Origin of the sequence: Pantoea sp. SS70 (assembly GCF_029866845.1) — a bacterium.
Classification (GTDB): domain Bacteria; phylum Pseudomonadota; class Gammaproteobacteria; order Enterobacterales; family Enterobacteriaceae; genus Pantoea; species Pantoea leporis.
The window spans coordinates 1,947,846-1,964,765 of record NZ_CP117199.1 but is presented as its reverse complement, the minus strand read 5'-3'; the positions used below and the strand labels follow the sequence as shown (position 1 = coordinate 1,964,765).

At 57.9% G+C, this 16,920-nt stretch carries 15 protein-coding genes; 7 read left to right on the top strand and 8 right to left on the bottom strand.

All coding sequences use genetic code 11. The annotated features are described in order from the left end of the window. Positions 1-150: 150 nt before the first annotated feature. From PO881_RS09165 to PO881_RS09150, 4 genes are all read right to left on the bottom strand, one after another. Positions 151-1,533 carry an aminopeptidase P family protein gene (locus tag PO881_RS09165; protein ID WP_277974834.1) on the bottom strand — a complete coding sequence of 461 codons (1,383 nt, stop codon included), beginning with the start codon at positions 1,531-1,533 and terminating at the stop codon, positions 151-153. Between the two features lie 590 nt (positions 1,534-2,123). Beyond that, positions 2,124-3,416, bottom strand: a complete 1,293-nt coding sequence (locus tag PO881_RS09160) for a sorbosone dehydrogenase family protein (protein ID WP_101764461.1) — start codon at positions 3,414-3,416, stop codon at positions 2,124-2,126. Next, positions 3,413-3,835 carry a DUF2231 domain-containing protein gene (locus PO881_RS09155; RefSeq protein WP_192411885.1) on the bottom strand — a complete coding sequence of 141 codons (423 nt, stop codon included), beginning with the start codon at positions 3,833-3,835 and terminating at the stop codon, positions 3,413-3,415. Before PO881_RS09155 ends, PO881_RS09160 begins: the two co-directional genes overlap by 4 nt. Positions 3,836-3,965: 130 nt before the next feature. Next, complete coding sequence (locus tag PO881_RS09150; RefSeq protein ID WP_280172794.1) at positions 3,966-5,081, bottom strand: ABC transporter substrate-binding protein; 1,116 nt, start codon at positions 5,079-5,081, stop codon at positions 3,966-3,968. Between the two features lie 322 nt (positions 5,082-5,403). On the opposite strand from PO881_RS09150, the gene PO881_RS09145 reads away from it, so the two are divergent. The 6 genes from PO881_RS09145 to PO881_RS09120 all read left to right on the top strand — a co-directional run bounded on the left by PO881_RS09145 (position 5,404) and on the right by PO881_RS09120 (position 11,787). Continuing rightward, entirely contained in the window at positions 5,404-6,558 is a 1,155-nt protein-coding gene (locus PO881_RS09145; protein WP_192411886.1) for a mandelate racemase family protein, read from the top strand. Between the two features lie 61 nt (positions 6,559-6,619). Then, on the top strand, positions 6,620-8,251 hold the full coding sequence (locus tag PO881_RS09140) for an ABC transporter substrate-binding protein (RefSeq protein WP_277974831.1): 1,632 nt from the start codon (positions 6,620-6,622) through the stop codon (positions 8,249-8,251). Beyond that, entirely contained in the window at positions 8,248-9,273 is a 1,026-nt protein-coding gene (locus tag PO881_RS09135; RefSeq protein WP_064741146.1) for an ABC transporter permease, read from the top strand. Before PO881_RS09140 ends, PO881_RS09135 begins: the two co-directional genes overlap by 4 nt. Further along, the gene (locus PO881_RS09130; protein ID WP_280172793.1) at positions 9,270-10,175 is read left to right on the top strand and encodes an ABC transporter permease; all 906 of its coding nucleotides are present in this window, start codon (positions 9,270-9,272) and stop codon (positions 10,173-10,175) included. The genes PO881_RS09135 and PO881_RS09130 overlap by 4 nt, the downstream gene beginning before the upstream one ends. Further along, positions 10,147-11,013, top strand: coding sequence for an ABC transporter ATP-binding protein (locus PO881_RS09125; protein WP_280172792.1), 867 nt, complete (start codon positions 10,147-10,149; stop codon positions 11,011-11,013). Before PO881_RS09130 ends, PO881_RS09125 begins: the two co-directional genes overlap by 29 nt. Before the next feature lie 18 nt (positions 11,014-11,031). Next, positions 11,032-11,787, top strand: a complete 756-nt coding sequence (locus tag PO881_RS09120; protein WP_280172887.1) for an ABC transporter ATP-binding protein — start codon at positions 11,032-11,034, stop codon at positions 11,785-11,787. Between the two features lie 795 nt (positions 11,788-12,582). On the opposite strand, the gene PO881_RS09115 is transcribed toward PO881_RS09120, so the two are convergent. Then, positions 12,583-13,221, bottom strand: coding sequence for an RpiB/LacA/LacB family sugar-phosphate isomerase (locus tag PO881_RS09115; RefSeq protein ID WP_008110061.1), 639 nt, complete (start codon positions 13,219-13,221; stop codon positions 12,583-12,585). A gap of 128 nt (positions 13,222-13,349) precedes the next feature. Between PO881_RS09115 and PO881_RS09110 the strand changes: the two genes are divergently transcribed. After that, entirely contained in the window at positions 13,350-13,679 is a 330-nt protein-coding gene (locus tag PO881_RS09110) for a cupin domain-containing protein (protein WP_101764470.1), read from the top strand. A 16-nt stretch (positions 13,680-13,695) separates the two neighbouring features. On the opposite strand, the gene PO881_RS09105 is transcribed toward PO881_RS09110, so the two are convergent. Genes PO881_RS09105 through PO881_RS09095 form a run of 3 tightly spaced genes read right to left on the bottom strand, consistent with a single transcriptional unit; the run spans position 13,696 to position 16,912 of the window. Then, positions 13,696-14,193 (bottom strand): protein disulfide oxidoreductase, encoded by a 498-nt coding sequence (locus PO881_RS09105; protein WP_280172791.1) that lies wholly within the window; start codon positions 14,191-14,193, stop codon positions 13,696-13,698. Beyond that, positions 14,190-14,912, bottom strand: coding sequence for a DsbA family protein (locus PO881_RS09100; protein ID WP_110866094.1), 723 nt, complete (start codon positions 14,910-14,912; stop codon positions 14,190-14,192). Before PO881_RS09100 ends, PO881_RS09105 begins: the two co-directional genes overlap by 4 nt. After that, positions 14,912-16,912: a protein-disulfide reductase DsbD domain-containing protein gene (locus tag PO881_RS09095; RefSeq protein WP_280172790.1), complete on the bottom strand. Its 2,001-nt coding sequence runs from the start codon at positions 16,910-16,912 to the stop codon at positions 14,912-14,914. The genes PO881_RS09100 and PO881_RS09095 overlap by 1 nt, the downstream gene beginning before the upstream one ends. Between the last annotated feature and the right edge of the window lie 8 nt (positions 16,913-16,920).

Below are 16,920 nucleotides of genomic sequence, written 5' to 3'. Positions count from 1 at the left end.
AACGACTTACCTTGTAAGGCTAATTACCCAGAGCACACATTGAAGCGGCGCAAATCATTGCGCGCTAAATCGCGCCGCTACGAAAGGTGTGGTGATTCGGCACGGCGCTTGACTGATCGGCATTACGCCATTCAGGGCGACCTTACAACATCAACTCACCACGCTTAACGCCTGATCCTTTGCCAAAAAGAACGGCCTTAAATACGCCACGCTATTCGACAGCGGCAAAATTTCATCGCTAAGCTGAATGCCGATGGTTTCCCGCAGATAACGGCGGCGGGTTTCGATGCGCTGCCACAAAGCCGGATAATGGTTGCGGATGTCGCTTTGCAGCGCCGCATCGGCCAGTACCACGCACTCTTCGGCGCTGGCACCGCTGTAGCCCGGCACCGACGGGATGATGTCAATTTGCAGCATCATGCCGCTCTTGAGCAATTCGGTGGACTGATGATAAATCGGCGACGACATCCACTCTTCGTCCGCCACCAGATGTCCCGGATTGAGGTGCCAGCCAAAACGGGCTTTCGGCAAAACCTGCTCGATAAGCTGATACAGCTCGCTACCGCTCATGCCGCAGCGAATGTTTTCCAGCCAGGCCACCACGGCCGAGAAATAGGGTTTGGCGATGCGCTCCAGATAATCTTGCTGGCCTGGCGGCAGCTCGCTTTGATCGGCAACGACAAAGCCGCTGCGGCTGGAGAGTCCACCTTTAAAAGCGGTGGTTAGCGAGAGCGGATCGCCGCGCTGCACTTTTTTGCAGGTGGGATAAAGGTTCGCTTTGTCGAAACGGCTGCCGGTCGCGGCGATGGTGACCACCGAGTTGCATTGCCCTTCGGCGTGCAGTAACGCGCCCAATTCTGTTTCACGCACGCCCACCTCAATGGCATTCAGCGCGTCCAGCATGCACTTTGACGCGAGGTTTGCGCCATATTCGTAATGGGCGATTTCATTGGCATTGCAGGTGGTGCGCGCGCCGTTATCGCCAATAAACAAATGGATGGCATTTTCTAACGTGGCGTCATCGCTGAGCGTGCGCTGAATGGCATCGACAATAAAGTACGGCAGATCAAACATCGCACGCCCATTGCCGGCGGCGGGCGTAAACATCTTCCAGCCCACCAGCCCGACTTTATGGCCGTTCGCTAAGCCCGCATCTTTGAAGAGACTTTCCAGCGGCACTTCATCGTCCATGGGCTGATTGGGAAGCGAGAAGTACGGCGTGTGCAGCAGCGCGGCCGCTGTGCGTGAGAAGCGCGCCATTTTCAGGTTTTCGTTGCCCAGCACCAGCGTGCAAGCTCCGGAGTGATTCAGCAGCAGCACCCCCTCTTCGAAACGCGGGATAAATCCGGTCAGATATTCGAAATTGCTGCCGTGTTCCTTGTCGGCATAGATCACCAGCCAGTCAAAACCCTCGCGCTGCATGCCCGCCAGCAGCGCGTTCTTGCGCTGCACAAGCGTATCATCGGTGAGAAAAACCGGTTCAACGTCGCTGAACGTCATCGGCGCGGTAATCGGCCCGAACGTGATTGCCATGATGCACTTCCTCGCATTACAGAATGAGATGAGGATAGTCGCGTTTTTAGCGCAGCGGATTTTGATCCACGCGAAAAAAGGCGGAGGGGTGAGCTCCGCCTTGTCTCAAGTTCCAGTCAGTGTGCCTGACCGGTCAGTTGCAAAAGGGCAACGATGATTTGAAGAATGATGCGGACGATGTCCAGCAGCAATCGAACAAGTTCCATCACTTTCCTTCTCCTCTGAGAGGAGCGCGCCTTTCAGCTGCCGGGGCTTTGACTCCACCCGCCGACCGCCTAAGCACAATTGTGAGGAGTGCTGAGCGGCTCTCATTGTAAAAGCCACAGGCCAGCACCACCTGAAACCTGCCGGGATTTAACTATCCGCGCCCCTGGAGTCATCAGAAAAACAATGAGGCTTCGCTCGTCACTCAATACCTGTATAACCATACAGTATTATGGCAAAACTTGAAATATCTCGCCGCACATTTTATTATCGCTGTTGTGAGGAGTGCTGAGCACCCCGTTCGCGGCGCGGTTACCAGCCGTTTAGCGAACATAAAAAAAAGGATTTGGCTTAATGCCAAATCCTTTTTTATTACCTGCGATTAATTATCTGGCGGAACTGATACGCCAAATGGTATTTCCCGCATCATCGGCAATTAATACGCCGCCCTGCCGATCGGTGGCTAAACCAACCGGCAAGCCGCGCACCTGCTTCTGATCGTCGGTGAGGAAACCTGTCACCACCGGCTGTGGTTGTCCCACCGGTTTCCCATTCTCGAATTTCACCCACACCACCTGATAGCCGTTGAGCGGCGTACGGTTCCAGCTGCCGTGTTCGCTGATAAACGCCCCGCCGCGATACTGCGGCATATTATCCGCGCCGTAGAACAACAGACCGAGTGGTGCGACGTGCGAACTCAGGGCGTAATCCGGTTTAATCGCCTTCTCTACCAGATCCGGCCTCTGCGGCTGCGCGCGCTCATCCACGTGCTGGCCATAATAGCTGTACGGCCAGCCGTAAAAGCCTTTGTCCTGCACCGACGTCATGTAATCCGGCACTAAATCAGAACCGATCTCGTCGCGTTCATTCACAATCGCCCACAGCTTGCCGCTCTGCGGCTCCCACTGCAATCCGGTGGGATTGCGCAGGCCGCTGGCATAAATCCGGCTGGCACCGCTGGCCGCATCCACTTCCAGCACCGCCGCACGGCGATACTCCTCGCCAATGCCGTTTTCCGTCACGTTACTGTTCGAACCTACGCCAACGTACAGCTTGCTGCCGTCGGGGCTGGCGAGCAGCGATTTGGTCCAGTGATGATTAATTGGCCCGCCCGGCAGCTCGGTCACTTCCACCGGCGGGGTGCGGATCTCGGTTTGCCCGGTTTCATACGGGAATTTCACCAGGCTATCGGCGTTCGCCACATACAGCGTGTTGCCCACCAGCTGCATACCAAACGGCGCCGTCAGGTTGTCGATAAAGCGATGTTGCTCCCATTTGCCGTTAACATTACGCAGCAAGGTAATGCGATTACCGCCCTCGCCGCCCTTGCCAGACGCTTTCTGCACAATGCCCATAATCAGCTGCTTCGGTGCGGTGGTCGGTTTCGGTGTGCCATTGGATTCCGCCACCAGCACATCATTGTTCGGCAGCACCAGCACCTGACGCGGATGCTGCAGATTGTCGGCGATCTTTTCGATCTTTAACCCATCCGCCACTTTCGGCATTTCACCGGCTTTCCACGGCGTGCCTTCCGGCACCTGCATCGGCGGCATAAAGAAGTTCTGCGCCTGTGGCAGTTCAGGATTCGCACCAATTTGCTTTTGAGGATCGATCAGCGCCCCATCGTCACAGGCGCTGAGCAGCATCGCGATGGCTACCGCACTGAGTAAGTGTTTCATACGCGACCTCCTTGCGTGCGACGTTCGCGCAACACCAGCTGCACGTTAGCGATCAGCAGCAGCGCCACCACCAGCGTCGACAGCGTGATGCCCAGTGGCACCACCGCGTAAGCATCGCGACTGTGAATAAAGGCATTCACCACCGCCAGCACGATCGCCAGCAGCGACAGCCAGAAATGGGTTTTCTCGTTCGGCCGCGCGCCGCGGAATAAATAAACCAAACTGATTAAACGTGGCAGGATGGCCAGCACCAGACCGATAGTGATTAGCCAACTGGCGGATTTGGTCCACATGATGACGAAGGTTTGCAAATAGAGGATATCGAAAAACCAGGCGGCGACAAAAAAGCCCAGCGGCAACGGTTCCAGCAGCGTATACAACGTCACACCGAACACCGATCTTCCTGAGGTATGAAACATTACTCTCTCCCTTACCGTATTATTGTCAGATGGTGCACGCGTTTCGCTTTTATAAAACAACGTGCAGCCACCTGTGAAATATTAGTAAAGATAAACAGTAACGTTTAACACTTATCTAACACACTCTAACTTAAGACTTATCTGCCGGCAGGCTTACCCAATAACCCGGTTGATAAGGCAAGGGCAGAAACTTTTCATGAAACTCACGGAACGTGGCGTCCGGATCGAGATCGGCAAACAATTCAGGATGCAGCCACTTCGCCAGCGCCTGAATCGCGACAAACTGATACGGGCTGTCGTAGAACTGATGCCAGATGGCATGCGCGTTACCGTTGTGCGCCACCGGCAGTGTTTTGAAGGCATCACGCATCATTAGCAGGCGTAAACGCGCCGTCGCTTCTTTCACATCCGCACCGGGCCCCACGCCAACCCATTTACCCACGGTGTTGTAGTTTTTCCAGTTCGCGCCTGTCACCACCACCACATCGGGACGGCTGGCGATGATCTGCTCGGGATTGAGTGTGCCGAACGTGCCTGGAATCAACGCTTTGGCGATGTTGCTGCCGCCCGCCAGTTCTACCATCTGGCCAAAGTTCTCGTTACCAAACGACATGCAGCACTCGTCGCTGTAGCCGCCAGCACGATCAATCATCACTTTCGGGCGCGTGCCGTTAAAGTTTTTCAGGTGATCGGTCACCTTTTCGATTTGCGCACGGCGGAACGCCACGATCTCTTCGGCGCGCTGTGGATTGTTAACCAGCTCGCCCATGATGCGGATGCTTTGCTCAGCATGTTCCATCGGCTTCTCGCGGAAGTCGATAAACACCACCGGCACGCCCACCGCTTGTAACTTCTCGATCAGCTTGCCTTCGTCGGTCGCGGCTTTGGATTCGAGGTTCATCAGCACCAAATCGGGCTTCAGCGTCAGCGCCTGTTCGACGTTAAAGGTGCCATCTTTCGCGCCACCAAAGGTCGGCAGCTTTTTGATCTGCGGATATTTCTTTTCATACGCCATATAGCCGTCGTAGTCGGCTTTATGGAAATCGTCACGCCAGCCCACCACGCGCTGGAACGGCGCAGCGGTGTCAAACGCCGCCAGCAAGTACATCTGACGCCCTTCGCCGAGAATGATGCGTTTAGACTCCTCCTTGACCTCGACCTGTCGTCCAGCCACATCGGTAATGGTTTTCGCCGCAGCGTGCCCCGCCACCGCCAGTAATCCCAGTGCTATCAGCCATGATTTCATTTAGTACACCTAGAATGATAATGATTATTATTTAAATTTCGCGGCGTCACTATTACCTGGCAGACAGGAAATGAAAAGCCCTGGATACACATTTTTTTACATTCCCCGCGCTTTTTCCCGCTGTGCATTCGCTCACAAAACGCCCGTTAATCGTGAAAAACCTCACAGCGCACCGGGCAAATGCACAATTAATCGCCACGCTATCCCGCGCTTTGGCTAATGCGTAAACAAAATGTGAACGCTAAATTACAAAATGAAACGTCGTTTTATTTTTATGTTAATACCCAGTTGGGCAAGCCACTGAGTTGAAGGAGGAGTTACCGTGAAGATCAGTGCCATTGATGTCACCCTGTTTAGCTACCCCACGCGCCGCGTCTCTGACAGCGCCGGACATTCGCATCCCGGTGCAGAGACCGATGCGCAAATGGCGCTGCTGACCATCACCAGCGAAGATGGCGATTGCGGCTACGCGTTTGCCCCCGCCGAAGTGATTCGTCCGCACGTGGTGAATGCCTTCTTCCGCAAGGTGCTGATTGGGCAAAATGCCTTTGATCGCGAGCGTCTGTGGCAGGATCTGGTGCACTGGCAGCGCGGTAGCGCCCATCAGCTCACCGAACGCGCGTTATCGGCGGTGGAACAGGCGCTGTGGGATTTGATTGGTCGCAAGCTCAAACAACCGGTCCACAAACTGCTTGGCGGTTATCGCGAGAAAATTCCCGCTTACGGCAGCACCATGTGCGGCGATGAGCTGGAAGGCGGTTTATCCACGCCCGATGAATACGCGCAGTTTGCCGAAAAACTGGTCGCGCGCGGTTATCAGGCCATCAAACTACACACCTGGATGCCGCCGGTGTCGTTCGCGCCCAGCACCCAAATGGACATCAAAGCCTGCGCTGCGGTGCGCGAAGCGGTCGGCCCGGACATCGCCCTGATGCTCGACGGCTATCACTGGTACAGCCGCAGCGAGGCGCTCACCATCGGCAAAGCGTTGGAAAAACTCAATTTCGCCTGGTTCGAAGAGCCGATGGAAGAGGAAAGCATGGCGTCATACGCGTGGCTGGCGGAAAACCTCAGCATTGATGTGCTCGGCCCGGAAAGTCTCGGCGGCAAACACCACAGCCGCGCCGATTGGGTGCGCGCTGGTGCGTGTGACATTCTGCGCGCCGGTGCTAACGGCGTCGGCGGCATCTCCGCCACCATGAAGGTCGCCAGCCTGGCCGAAGCCTTTGGTATGGATTGCGAAGTACACGGCAACGGTGCCGCCAGCATCGCGGTGGTCGGCGCTATCCGCAACTGCCGCTGGTACGAACGCGGTCTGCTGCATCCGTTCCTCGATTACGAACAGCCGCCGGCCTATCTCAACGCGCTGGTCGATCCCATGGACGCAGAGGGTTTTGTCCATCTGCCAACGCGTCCCGGACTTGGGGAGGACATCAATTTCGCGTGGATTGAGACACACACGCTAAATCGCTGGTAAGCGCCCAACACAAGCAGTACGGCATAAAAACGATAAACCTCTGACCTGCTGGACTTTGCTTATGAACCTGATGAACCCCTGCAGAGCGTGGTGCGCCGCGCTGCTGCTGCTCACCTGTAGCCCATCGTTGCTGGCGGCCACGCCAGACGACCAGCTGATTGTGGGCATGAACATGAATAACCTGCTCACGCTCGACCCCGCCGCCATGACCGGCAACGAAGTGGTCGGCATTGTCGTCAATCTCTATGACGGTTTAGTCGAGTTAGATCCGCAACAGCTCACCAACGTGCGCCCGGCGCTGGCGGAGCGCTGGGAGATCAGCCCCGACAATCGTCAACTCACCTTCCATCTGCGTGACAATGTCACCTTCCACTCCGGCAATCCGTTGAGCAGCGCCGATGTAATCTGGTCGATGCGTCGCGTGCTGCACCTGAACCTGGCACAGGCCTCGGTATGGAAATCTTACGGCTTCAGCAAAGAGAACGTGGATGAGATGATTAGCGCGCCGGATGCGCGCACGGTAGTGATTCGCCTGCCCAAGCCTAACGATCCCAAGCTGGTGCTCTATTCGCTGGCGGCGCTCGGCAGCATGGTGGTGCTCGACAGCAAAACCGTGCAGGCGCAGGCGGTGAATAACGATTGGGGCAATCGCTGGCTCACCACCCACGAAGCGGGTTCCGGACCGTTCCGCCTGGATGTGTGGCAGGCCAAAGATGTGCTGCGCATCAGCCGCGATGCCCACTACTGGCGCGGTGCGCCGAAGCTGACGCGTGTGGTGTTCCGTCATCTGCAGGAGTCGCAAACCTTGCGTCTGATGATGGAGAAAGGCGATCTCGATATTGCCAGCAACATGGCGATCCCCGATGTAAAAGCGCTGCGCCACGATCCCGATCTCACCATCGACGCGGTACAAAAAGGCACGATTTATTACCTGGCGATGAGCATGAAGGACGATCACTTCGCCCATCCGCAGGTACGCGAAGCGCTGCGTTATCTGGTGGATTATCAGGGGATTAACAAAACGCTAATGGCCGGTTACGGCACGCTGCATCAGCGGCCAATTCAAGCCGGCATGCCGGCAACGCTGCCCGATCCTGGCTACAAGCTGGATGTGCCGCGCGCCAAAGCCTTGCTGGCCGCCGCCGGTTATCCCAACGGGTTTGATACCACGCTGCGCGTGCTGGCCGATCAGCCGTTCCTCAATGTCGCGATTGCGATTCAGTCCACGCTGATGCAGGGCGGCATTCGCGCCAAAATCATTACCGGCACCGGTAACCAGATCTACGGTGCGATGCGCGATCGTCAGTTCAATCTGCTGGTCGGGCGCGGCGGCAGCGGCGTGGAGCCGCATCCGCACTCCAGCCTGCGCGCGCTGGTGTACAACCCCAACAACGCCGACAGCGCGCGCCTCACCAATTTTCAGGGCTGGCGCACCGGTTTTTATGACGCGCAGCTGAACAGCATGATCGATAAAGCGCTGCTGGAGCGCGATGTAAAACAGCAGCAGCAGGATTACTTCGCTATCCAGCAGCGCTACGACCAGCTGATTCCGGCGCTGATGCCGATCTCGCAAATGACCGATTCGGTGGTGGTGAATAATCGGGTGCAGGATTACGTGCCGCATCCGTCGGCCACCACTTTCCTGCGTGACGTATGGAAAACGCCAGACAGCCTGGCGGGAGGTGCGCAATGAAGCTGACAAAAAGCCACTGGCGGCGCCTGCGTAGCCGCACCGTTCAGGTGGCGATCACGCTGTTTGGCCTGCTGTTGCTGACCTTCTTTATTGGTCGCGTGATGCCGCTCGATCCGGTGCTGGCGATTGTCGGACCGGATGCCGATCACAACACCTATCAGCAGGTTTATCACCAACTCGGCTTCGATAAACCGCTGTGGGTGCAGTTTGGTATCTATCTGCAAGGCCTGCTGCACGGCAATCTTGGGTTGGCGCTGCTGACCGGACAACCGGTAATCAACGATATCCTGCGCGTCTTCCCGGCCACGGTGGAGCTGGCGACGCTGGCGATTGTGATTGGTACCGGCCTCGGCGTCCCGCTGGGCGTGTGGGCCGCCGCGCGCCGCAACAGCGTGATTGATTATCTGGTGCGCATCATCAGCCTGGCGGGTTACTCCACGCCGATCTTCTGGGTGGGTATGGTGGGTCTGCTGCTGTTTTATGCCCATCTCGGCTGGGTTGGCGGCGCGGGCCGTGTGGATTTCAGTCTCGATGGCATTGTGCCGCGTCGCACCGGCTTTCTGCTGATCGATGCCTTGCTGGTGGGCAACTTCACGGTGTTCAGCAATGCGCTCAATCACCTGATTCTGCCAGCGTCCCTGCTCGGCTTTCACTCGCTGGCTTACATCAGCCGCATGACGCGCAGCTTTATGCTGGCGCAGCTGTCGCAGGAGTTCATTTTGACGGCGCGGGTGAAAGGTCTCAGCGAATGGCAGGTGATTTGGCAGCACGCGTTCCGCAATATTCTGGTGCAGCTGCTGACGGTGGTTGCGCTGGCGTACGGCTCGCTGCTGGAAGGCGCGGTGCTGATTGAAACCGTGTTCTCATGGCCCGGTTTTGGTTCCTATCTGACCGGCAGTTTGATGCTCGGCGATATGAATGCGGTGATGGGCTGCGTGCTGGTGGTCGGCCTGATTTTCGTGCTGCTCAATCTTCTCTCTGACCTGCTCTATCAGGTGTTCGATCCGAGGACCAAAGTATGACGATTTCTCTCGATACGCCGTTAGCCAGCCAGACGCGTGAACGGCTGGCGCGCTGTCGCCGCACCGGCGTGCGCATCGGCCATTTTCTCGGGCAAATGGCGCGCAACCCGTTAACCGCGATTGGCGGCGGCATCATTTTGTTGCTGCTGGTGGTGGCGCTGTTCGCACCCTGGATCGCGCCCTACCATCCGCTGATTCAGGATCTCAACAACGCGCTGACGCCGCCCAACGCGCAGCACTGGTTTGGCACCGATGAATTTGGCCGCGACATTTTCAGCCGTCTGGTGTGGGGCGCGCGCATCACGCTGTATATCGTGCTGCTGGTGTCGATCACCGTGGGTCCGCTGGGCTTGCTGCTCGGCGTCACCGCCGGTTACTTCGGCGGCAAAGTGGATAGCGTGTTGATGCGCGTCACCGACATCTTCATCTCCTTTCCTAGCCTGGTGCTGGCGCTGGCGTTTGTCGCCGCGCTCGGTCCGGGGCTGGAGCATGTGGTGATCGCCATTACGCTCACCGCCTGGCCGCCGATTGCCCGCCTGGCGCGCGCTGAAGCACTGTCGCTGCGTCAGGCCGACTTTGTCTCCGCGGTGCGCTTACAGGGCGCCTCGTCACTGCGCATTTTGTGGAAACACATTGTGCCGCTGTGCCTGCCTTCGGTGATTATCCGCATCACCATGAATATGGCGGGCATCATTCTCACCGCTGCCGGACTCGGTTTTCTCGGTTTGGGCGCGCAGCCGCCGGATCCGGAATGGGGCGCGATGATCGCCAGCGGCCGCACATACATGCTGGAGTGTTGGTGGGTGGTGACGGTGCCAGGTCTGGCGATTCTGATCAACAGCTTAGCGTTCAACTTCTTAGGAGATGGCTTACGTGACATCCTCGATCCCCGCAGCGAATAGCGCTGCACCGTTGCTCAACGTGCAGGATTTACAGGTCAATTTCGTCAATGGCCGGCTGGTGACGCCCGCCGTGCGCGGCATCTCCTTCCAGTTGGGCAAGGAGAAACTGGCGATTGTGGGTGAATCCGGTTCCGGCAAATCCACCGTTGGCCGCGCGCTATTACAGCTGCATCCACGCAGCGCGCAGGTCACGGCACAGCGCATGCAGTTTGATGACGTGGACCTGCTGCGTGCCACGCCGGCACAGATGCGCGCCATTCGCGGCAAGCGCATCTCCATGATTATGCAGGATCCGAAATACTCGCTGAATCCGGTGGTGCGCGTGGGTGAGCAGATTGCTGAAGCCTGGCGCAGTCATCATCCCGGCCAGCGCGAGGTTGCGCGGCAGCGGGCAATGGAGATGCTCGAAGTAGTGCAGGTGCGCGATCCGGGCCGCATTTATCAATGTTACCCGCACGAAATTTCCGGTGGTCAGGGCCAGCGCGTGATGATCGCCATGATGCTGATTACCGATCCCGAGCTGCTGATTGCCGACGAACCCACTTCGGCGCTGGATGTTTCGGTGCGTTTGCAGGTGCTGGCGCTGCTGGATGATTTGGTGAAACAGCGCGGTCTGGGGCTGATTTTTATCAGTCACGACATCAATCTGGTGCGGCGTTTCTGTGACCGCGTGCTGGTGATGTATGCCGGGCGCGTGGTGGAGTCGCTGGCGGCCAGCGAACTCGATCAGGCGCAGCATCCCTATACGCAAGGCCTCCTCGCTGCACTGCCCGATATGGATCAGCGTCGAGCGCGTCTGCCGGTGCTGCAACGTCAGGCCAGCTGGCTGCAACCCTAAGGAGCAATGATGAACGAGATGATCCGCGTGAGTAATCTCAACCTCAGTTTTGGTGAGGAAGAGCGGCGCAATCAGGTGCTGTTCGACGTCAATTTGTCGATTCATCAGGGTGAAATCTTTGGCCTGGTTGGCGAATCCGGATCGGGCAAAACCACGGTGCTGAAGTGCCTCGCCGGGCTGTTCACCCACTGGCAAGGCGAGCTGGCGATTGATGGCGTGCCGCTGGCGCATCGCATCGCGCGCGAGCGCTGCCGCAGCGTGCAGATGGTGTTTCAGGATCCGTACGGATCGCTGCATCCACGCCACACCATCGGCGATATTCTCGAGGAGCCGCTGCAGATTCACGGCATCGGCCAGCGTCAGCAGCGCGTTATCGCCATGCTGGAGAAAGTTGGCCTCAATCGCGCGTGGCAAACCCGCTATCCGCACCAACTTTCTGGCGGTCAGCGCCAGCGCGTTGCCATCGCCCGCGCGCTGATTCTCGAACCGCGCGTATTGCTACTGGATGAACCGACCTCGGCGCTGGATGTCTCGGTGCAAGCCGAGATCCTCAATTTGCTTAGCGATCTGCAGCAGCAGGAGAAGCTGACCTACCTGATGGTGACGCACGATCTCGGCGTGGTGGCGCATCTGTGCCATCGCGTGGCGGTGATGCAACACGGCAAAGTGCTGGAGACGCTGGATGTCGATGCGCTGGTGCACAATCGCGCGCAGGTGGCGTATACGCAGATGCTGGTGGATGCGAGTCGGCAGGATAACGGGGTTTTAGCGTAGGATCGCCATTTATGGCGTAATCCTTACTGATAAGGACATTTTGCTTTGAATAGGTAGCGGGCTCTGACACATCTGCTGCGTCACGGGCCGTCCTCGCGCCGCTAGCGCGGTGCCTTCGGCTTCCACGTTGTGCCAACGGACCGTTCGCGGATCGGCCTTCCCTGGCCGACCCCGAACTGCCTCGCGCATCCATGCGCGAGGCTCCTGGCCCAACGTAAAAGCCTCAGCGCTGCGAATAGCCCTTTTGCCGCAGCAGACGCACCAGCGCCTCTACCTATGAGCCCTTTTCAACAACACGCACTGAAGTTTAAGCAGGCCGGGGCCGCTTTTGGGCCGGCAATCCGCAGCGCTGAACGAAGCGAGGAAGCCAGGAGAGCCCGCAGGACGCGGGCGAAAGGCGGAGTCGGGACAAGGATGTCCCGTCTACGCCGGTCCGTCAGGCAGACGAGCGAAGTGAAGGTACCGCGATAGCGGCGCGAGGACCGCAGGACCAAAAGTGGCACCGGCCTGCGTACTCGTCACTGGTTTAACTGACATGCATTACGTCGTCTGTGGTGACTTGAATGAACAATTGAGACGTCTGCAACGGTTGGTCGGTAGGATCAATACGCGTGACTGTTGAATCGAAGGGATAACAAAATCGAGTGCTTCACTGACTCTGAAGCTGCCTAACTCTTAACGTCTTCTCCGACAATTTTTACGACATTTCCTCCAACATTTTGATGCCGGAGTGCAAATGAAGAAGGACATAAACAGCAAAGCCAGGTTTCCCTGGCTTTGCTTAACCGATATTGATTACTGCGTCAGTTCACGCACAAAACCCACGATCTCCTGATTCTGCCCATGTTCAAACAGGCAATGCTGCAGGCGCGGGCCGCTCACTGCAGTTTTCACCAGCTCAGGATCGATGGCGCGCAGTGAATCAAGGTAATTCTCTTTCAGCAGCGCCGCTTTCACTTCGTTCAGAATGCCGGCATTACGCACCTGCGGCTCTTTCCGCTCTGGCGGATAGCCGTGCCCTTTTTCACCGGTAAAGGCTTTTTCGAAAATAAAGCGCAGGTTTAGTTCCGCGCCCCAGCCGAAGCCTTTGGCGAATGGCAGCGACAGCGCATTGCCGTTGTTGATTTGCGCAAAAAGGTAAGCATCCGCCGGATCGATGCAGTAGCCGCACACCACGCCGGGATGCAGGTTGAGCGACATCAACGCGCCCTGGCCGGTACCGCAACCGGCCACCACGAAGTCCACCGCTTTGCTGTTAAGCAGTACGTTGGCCATGATGCCGAGGTGAATATAGGTAAGATGGTGATCCTGTTCGTCGCTCATACCGACGTTAAACACCTGATGCCCGAGCGGTTGCGCCACAGACTGAAGCTCTTTCAACACCGTTGCGTTCTTCGCAGCCTGGCTGTTTTCCATCATCAAAGCGATTTTCATGATCCATTCTCAGATTAAATTGAAACACCGTTTCATTTTAATCAAAGAACGTTAAAATGCAGCCTTTAAATGCCTTTTTGACTGTGAGTTAAGTCACATATTGACGATGCAACCTGCAAGGAGAAATCATGTTTATCTTTAAAAGCGCAACCCGACTGGACGATTTAGGTAACGGCGTAACGCGCCGAATACTGGCGCACGGCGGCACCCTGATGGCGGTGGAAGTCACCTTTAAGCAGGGTGCTGTCGGTCCGCTGCATCACCATCCGCATGAGCAGCTCACCTATGTGCTGTCCGGACGTTTTGCCTTCACCATTGATGGCGTTACCAAAGAAGTGAGCGCCGGCGATACGCTGTATAAAGCGCCGAACATTGTGCACGGTTGTGTGTGTCTGGAAGCGGGCGTATTGCTGGATACCTTTACGCCGCAACGCGAGGATTTTCTGGCGGCACCTTAACGTGCCGCCAGAACGATTAGCGGGAAGCCCACCAAAGTCGCAGTTTCAGCCCCCAACCGCTGGTCCAGCCGCTGCTGGTGCTGATGACTTTGCCCTGATGCAGCACGATAAAGGTCGGCGTGGCGTTGATATCCCAGCGCTGGCCGATCGCCCCGCTCTCATCATTGATCGCCACGCCTTGCAGCCCTTTCTTCTCCAGCCAGGTTGCCACGCGCGCGTCACTGCCGGAACGCAGCGCCACGCTCACCACCTTGTCACCTTCCTGACTCATCGCCGCCACGGTTGGCGTGGTGAGTTTGCACACGCCACACCAGGTTGCCCAGACGTACACCAGCAGTGGCCGATGCTGGCTGAGTTCCGCCAGATTCACCTCGCCTTGCAGCGAGGTCAGCGATTGTTGCGCCAGGTCGGCAGGCAGCTGCGGTGCCCGCAGCCAATCCATGCCCCACAGCGCAGCCGCGACAATCAGCACCAGCAGCAGTGCCTCACGAAGCCAGCGCTTTAATCGACTCATTGCTTCGCCTGCAGCGCGCCTTTCACTGCCGCTTCCAGCTGCTCATATGGCACCGCGCCGCTGATCATCTGGTCGCCCACCAGCGTGGCTGGCGTGCCCTGAACGCCGAGCTGCTGCGCCAGCGTCAGGTTGCTGTTGATGGTATCGAGGCTCACTTTGCTTGGCTCTTTCAGCTTGATGCCGGTTTTCTCCAGCGCCGCGTCGATGCTGGCGTTATCGTGATTGCCCTTTTTCGCCATCAAACGCTCATGCAGCTTTAGGAAGTTTTTCGGCTGTTGCTCCCACACGGTGAGCGCCAGACGCGCCGAGGTGAGAGAGGTTTCAGCACGGTACGGCAGCGGTTTAATCACCACCGCCACCTGCGGATAAGCCTTAATCAGTTTTTCGATATCGGCTTCAAACTTCTTACAGAACACGCAGTTGTAATCGGTGAAGTAGACCAGCGTCAGCGCCGGTTTTTCAGCGCCAATGCGCGGTGAACCGGCGTCGTTGAACAGCGCATCGTGGTTTTTCTTCACCATCTGCGCCACTACGTTTTGCTGCTGTTGCGCTGCTTCTTTATCAAAGGCATCAGCGGCTTCCGCCAGAATCGACGGATTCTGCACCAGGGTTTCACGGATCAGTTCTTTGATGCGCGCTTCCTGCTCAGGCGTAAAAGGCGCGGCCGCCAGTGCAGGCATGGCAAGGAACATCAGTGGCAGTAACAGGGATTTCTTCATTATTTTTTCGCCTCAGAGAGAGTGGAGATCACCGCTTCACGACTCAGCAGCGGTGACAAAATCTGGCCTTGCGGCAGTGCAGGGCCATAAATTTGGTTAAAAGGGATCGCCACGCGGTCGCGGCGGCGCAGGAATTCACCAATGGCGGGATCGGGCTGCGTCCAGTCGCCGCGCAGCAGTACCACATCATCGGCTTTGAGCGCAGCACGCACATCGGGCTGATTCAGGACGCGAGATTTATTCACTTTACAGGTGATGCACCAGTCGGCGGTGACATCGACAAACACCCGTTTATCCTGCTCAAGTGCCTGATGGATCGCCGCTTCGGTCAACGGCTGCCAGTGCAGCGCCTCCTCTTCCGGCGAGATACGCGTCATCAGGAACAGCGCTCCGGCCAGCGTCAGGGTGATAAACACCACGCCCGCCTGCTGCAGCGCGCGACGTTTCACCAGCCAGCCACACAACACCACGAGTAACACGCCCGCCATCATCAGCGCGAAGGTGCTGCCCCAATGCGGCACCAGCAAAGTCACCAGCCAGAAGGTGGCGAGCAGCATCAACAGGCCGAGCACGCTGCGCAGATGCAGCATCCAGCGCCCCGGACGCGGCAGGCAGCGCGCCATGCCCGGTAACGCCGCCACCAGCAACCATGGCAAACTCATGCCGACGCCGAGCGCGACAAACAGCAGCCATAGCTGCGGCAGCGGTGCCGTCAGCGCATAAGCCACCGCCGTACCGAGAAACGGCGCGCTGCACGGCGTGGCCAGCAAGGTGGCAAACGCGCCCTGGCCGAAGTGGCCGAGCAAGCCGTCGCCGCCCTGCGTCGCCAGTTTGGTATTCAAACCCGACGGCAAGCGGAAATGCAGCAGATCAAACAGGCTGGCGCTAAACAGGAACATCACCAGCACCATCACCAGCAGGAAGCCGCTGCTCTGGAACTGAATGCCCCAGCCCAGCGCCTGACCGCTGAGTCGCAGTCCCGTCATCAGCAGCGCCAATAGCAGGAAGGAGAAAATGATTCCAGCGCTAGAGGCGAGAAACTGCTGGCGCGTCTGACGCTGCGTTTGCCCTTGCTGCTGCACCAGGCTGCTGAGCTTGATCGCCAGCACCGGCAACACACACGGCATCAGGTTGAGGATCAAGCCGCCGAGCAGCGCCAGCAGCAACACCGACCATAAGGTTTGCGCCGCATCGCCGGACACCAGCGTTTCCGCGCCGATATTTATCGCGCTTTGCTGCGCAATGCCAGCATCCGCAACTACCAGCGACAGCGTTTTGCCGCGCAGATCCGGTGCCGCTTCGCCCCATTCATCGGTGACCGCTACGCGCGCGCTGAGCGTGTCGCCATTCACACGGATCGTCGGTGCCGCCAGCATGCTGCCCGGCGGATAATCGAAGAACAGTTCAGGTTGTTGCCAGCCGCCCTGACGCTGTGCGCGGATCTGCAATTCGCCATTTACAAAGCTGGCGTGGAGTTGATCGGTTAAGCCGCTAGCCGCCGGGATGCGCCCCATCGCCTCGGCGAAATCGCGGGCAAAATCGGCGTCTGCGGGCTGGGTCAGATCGAGGCTGATCGGGAAGTCGGTGAGGATGCAAACATCGCTACAGGTTGAGAGCGTCAGCGTTCCCGCAAGTTGCTGGCTCGACAGTTTCGCCAGCGCGATCGGCAGCGTGATATCGCCTTTATAGCCTTGCGTGGTCAAGCCGCTGACGTCAAAACGCTCGGGCGCGGGCCAGAACCATTGCGCCTTGACCGCCGGGGTTTGCCAGCGGATTTCCGGCGCAACGCCGCCTTCGCCTGGCGTGCGCCAGTAGGTTTTCCAGCCGGGTTGCAGGCGAATATCCAGCAGCAGTTGCTGATTATCGTTGTGGCTGGCGCTGCGCAAGCGCACTTCGGCGTGGCTGTTTTGCGCATTGCGCAGCCAGCCAGTATCTGCCGCCTGCGCAGTGATCGCGCAGCTCGCCAGCAGGAGCAGCAGGCTCCTGATCAATACAGTCATGTGAATTC

Bases quoted from the DNA above. Each gene is read 5' to 3' on its own strand.
- PO881_RS09110 (WP_101764470.1), top strand. From the start codon at position 13,350: ATGTTTATCTTTAAAAGCGCAACCCGACTGGACGATTTAGGTAACGGC.
- PO881_RS09095 (WP_280172790.1), bottom strand. From the start codon at position 16,912: ATGACTGTATTGATCAGGAGCCTGCTGCTCCTGCTGGCGAGCTGCGCG.
- PO881_RS09120 (WP_280172887.1), top strand. From the start codon at position 11,032: ATGATCCGCGTGAGTAATCTCAACCTCAGTTTTGGTGAGGAAGAGCGG.
- PO881_RS09135 (WP_064741146.1), top strand. From the start codon at position 8,248: ATGAAGCTGACAAAAAGCCACTGGCGGCGCCTGCGTAGCCGCACCGTT.
- PO881_RS09160 (WP_101764461.1), bottom strand. From the start codon at position 3,416: ATGAAACACTTACTCAGTGCGGTAGCCATCGCGATGCTGCTCAGCGCC.
- PO881_RS09130 (WP_280172793.1), top strand. From the start codon at position 9,270: ATGACGATTTCTCTCGATACGCCGTTAGCCAGCCAGACGCGTGAACGG.
- PO881_RS09150 (WP_280172794.1), bottom strand. From the start codon at position 5,081: ATGAAATCATGGCTGATAGCACTGGGATTACTGGCGGTGGCGGGGCAC.
- PO881_RS09155 (WP_192411885.1), bottom strand. From the start codon at position 3,835: ATGTTTCATACCTCAGGAAGATCGGTGTTCGGTGTGACGTTGTATACG.
- PO881_RS09115 (WP_008110061.1), bottom strand. From the start codon at position 13,221: ATGAAAATCGCTTTGATGATGGAAAACAGCCAGGCTGCGAAGAACGCA.
- PO881_RS09100 (WP_110866094.1), bottom strand. From the start codon at position 14,912: ATGAAGAAATCCCTGTTACTGCCACTGATGTTCCTTGCCATGCCTGCA.
- PO881_RS09165 (WP_277974834.1), bottom strand. From the start codon at position 1,533: ATGGCAATCACGTTCGGGCCGATTACCGCGCCGATGACGTTCAGCGAC.
- PO881_RS09105 (WP_280172791.1), bottom strand. From the start codon at position 14,193: ATGAGTCGATTAAAGCGCTGGCTTCGTGAGGCACTGCTGCTGGTGCTG.
- PO881_RS09140 (WP_277974831.1), top strand. From the start codon at position 6,620: ATGAACCTGATGAACCCCTGCAGAGCGTGGTGCGCCGCGCTGCTGCTG.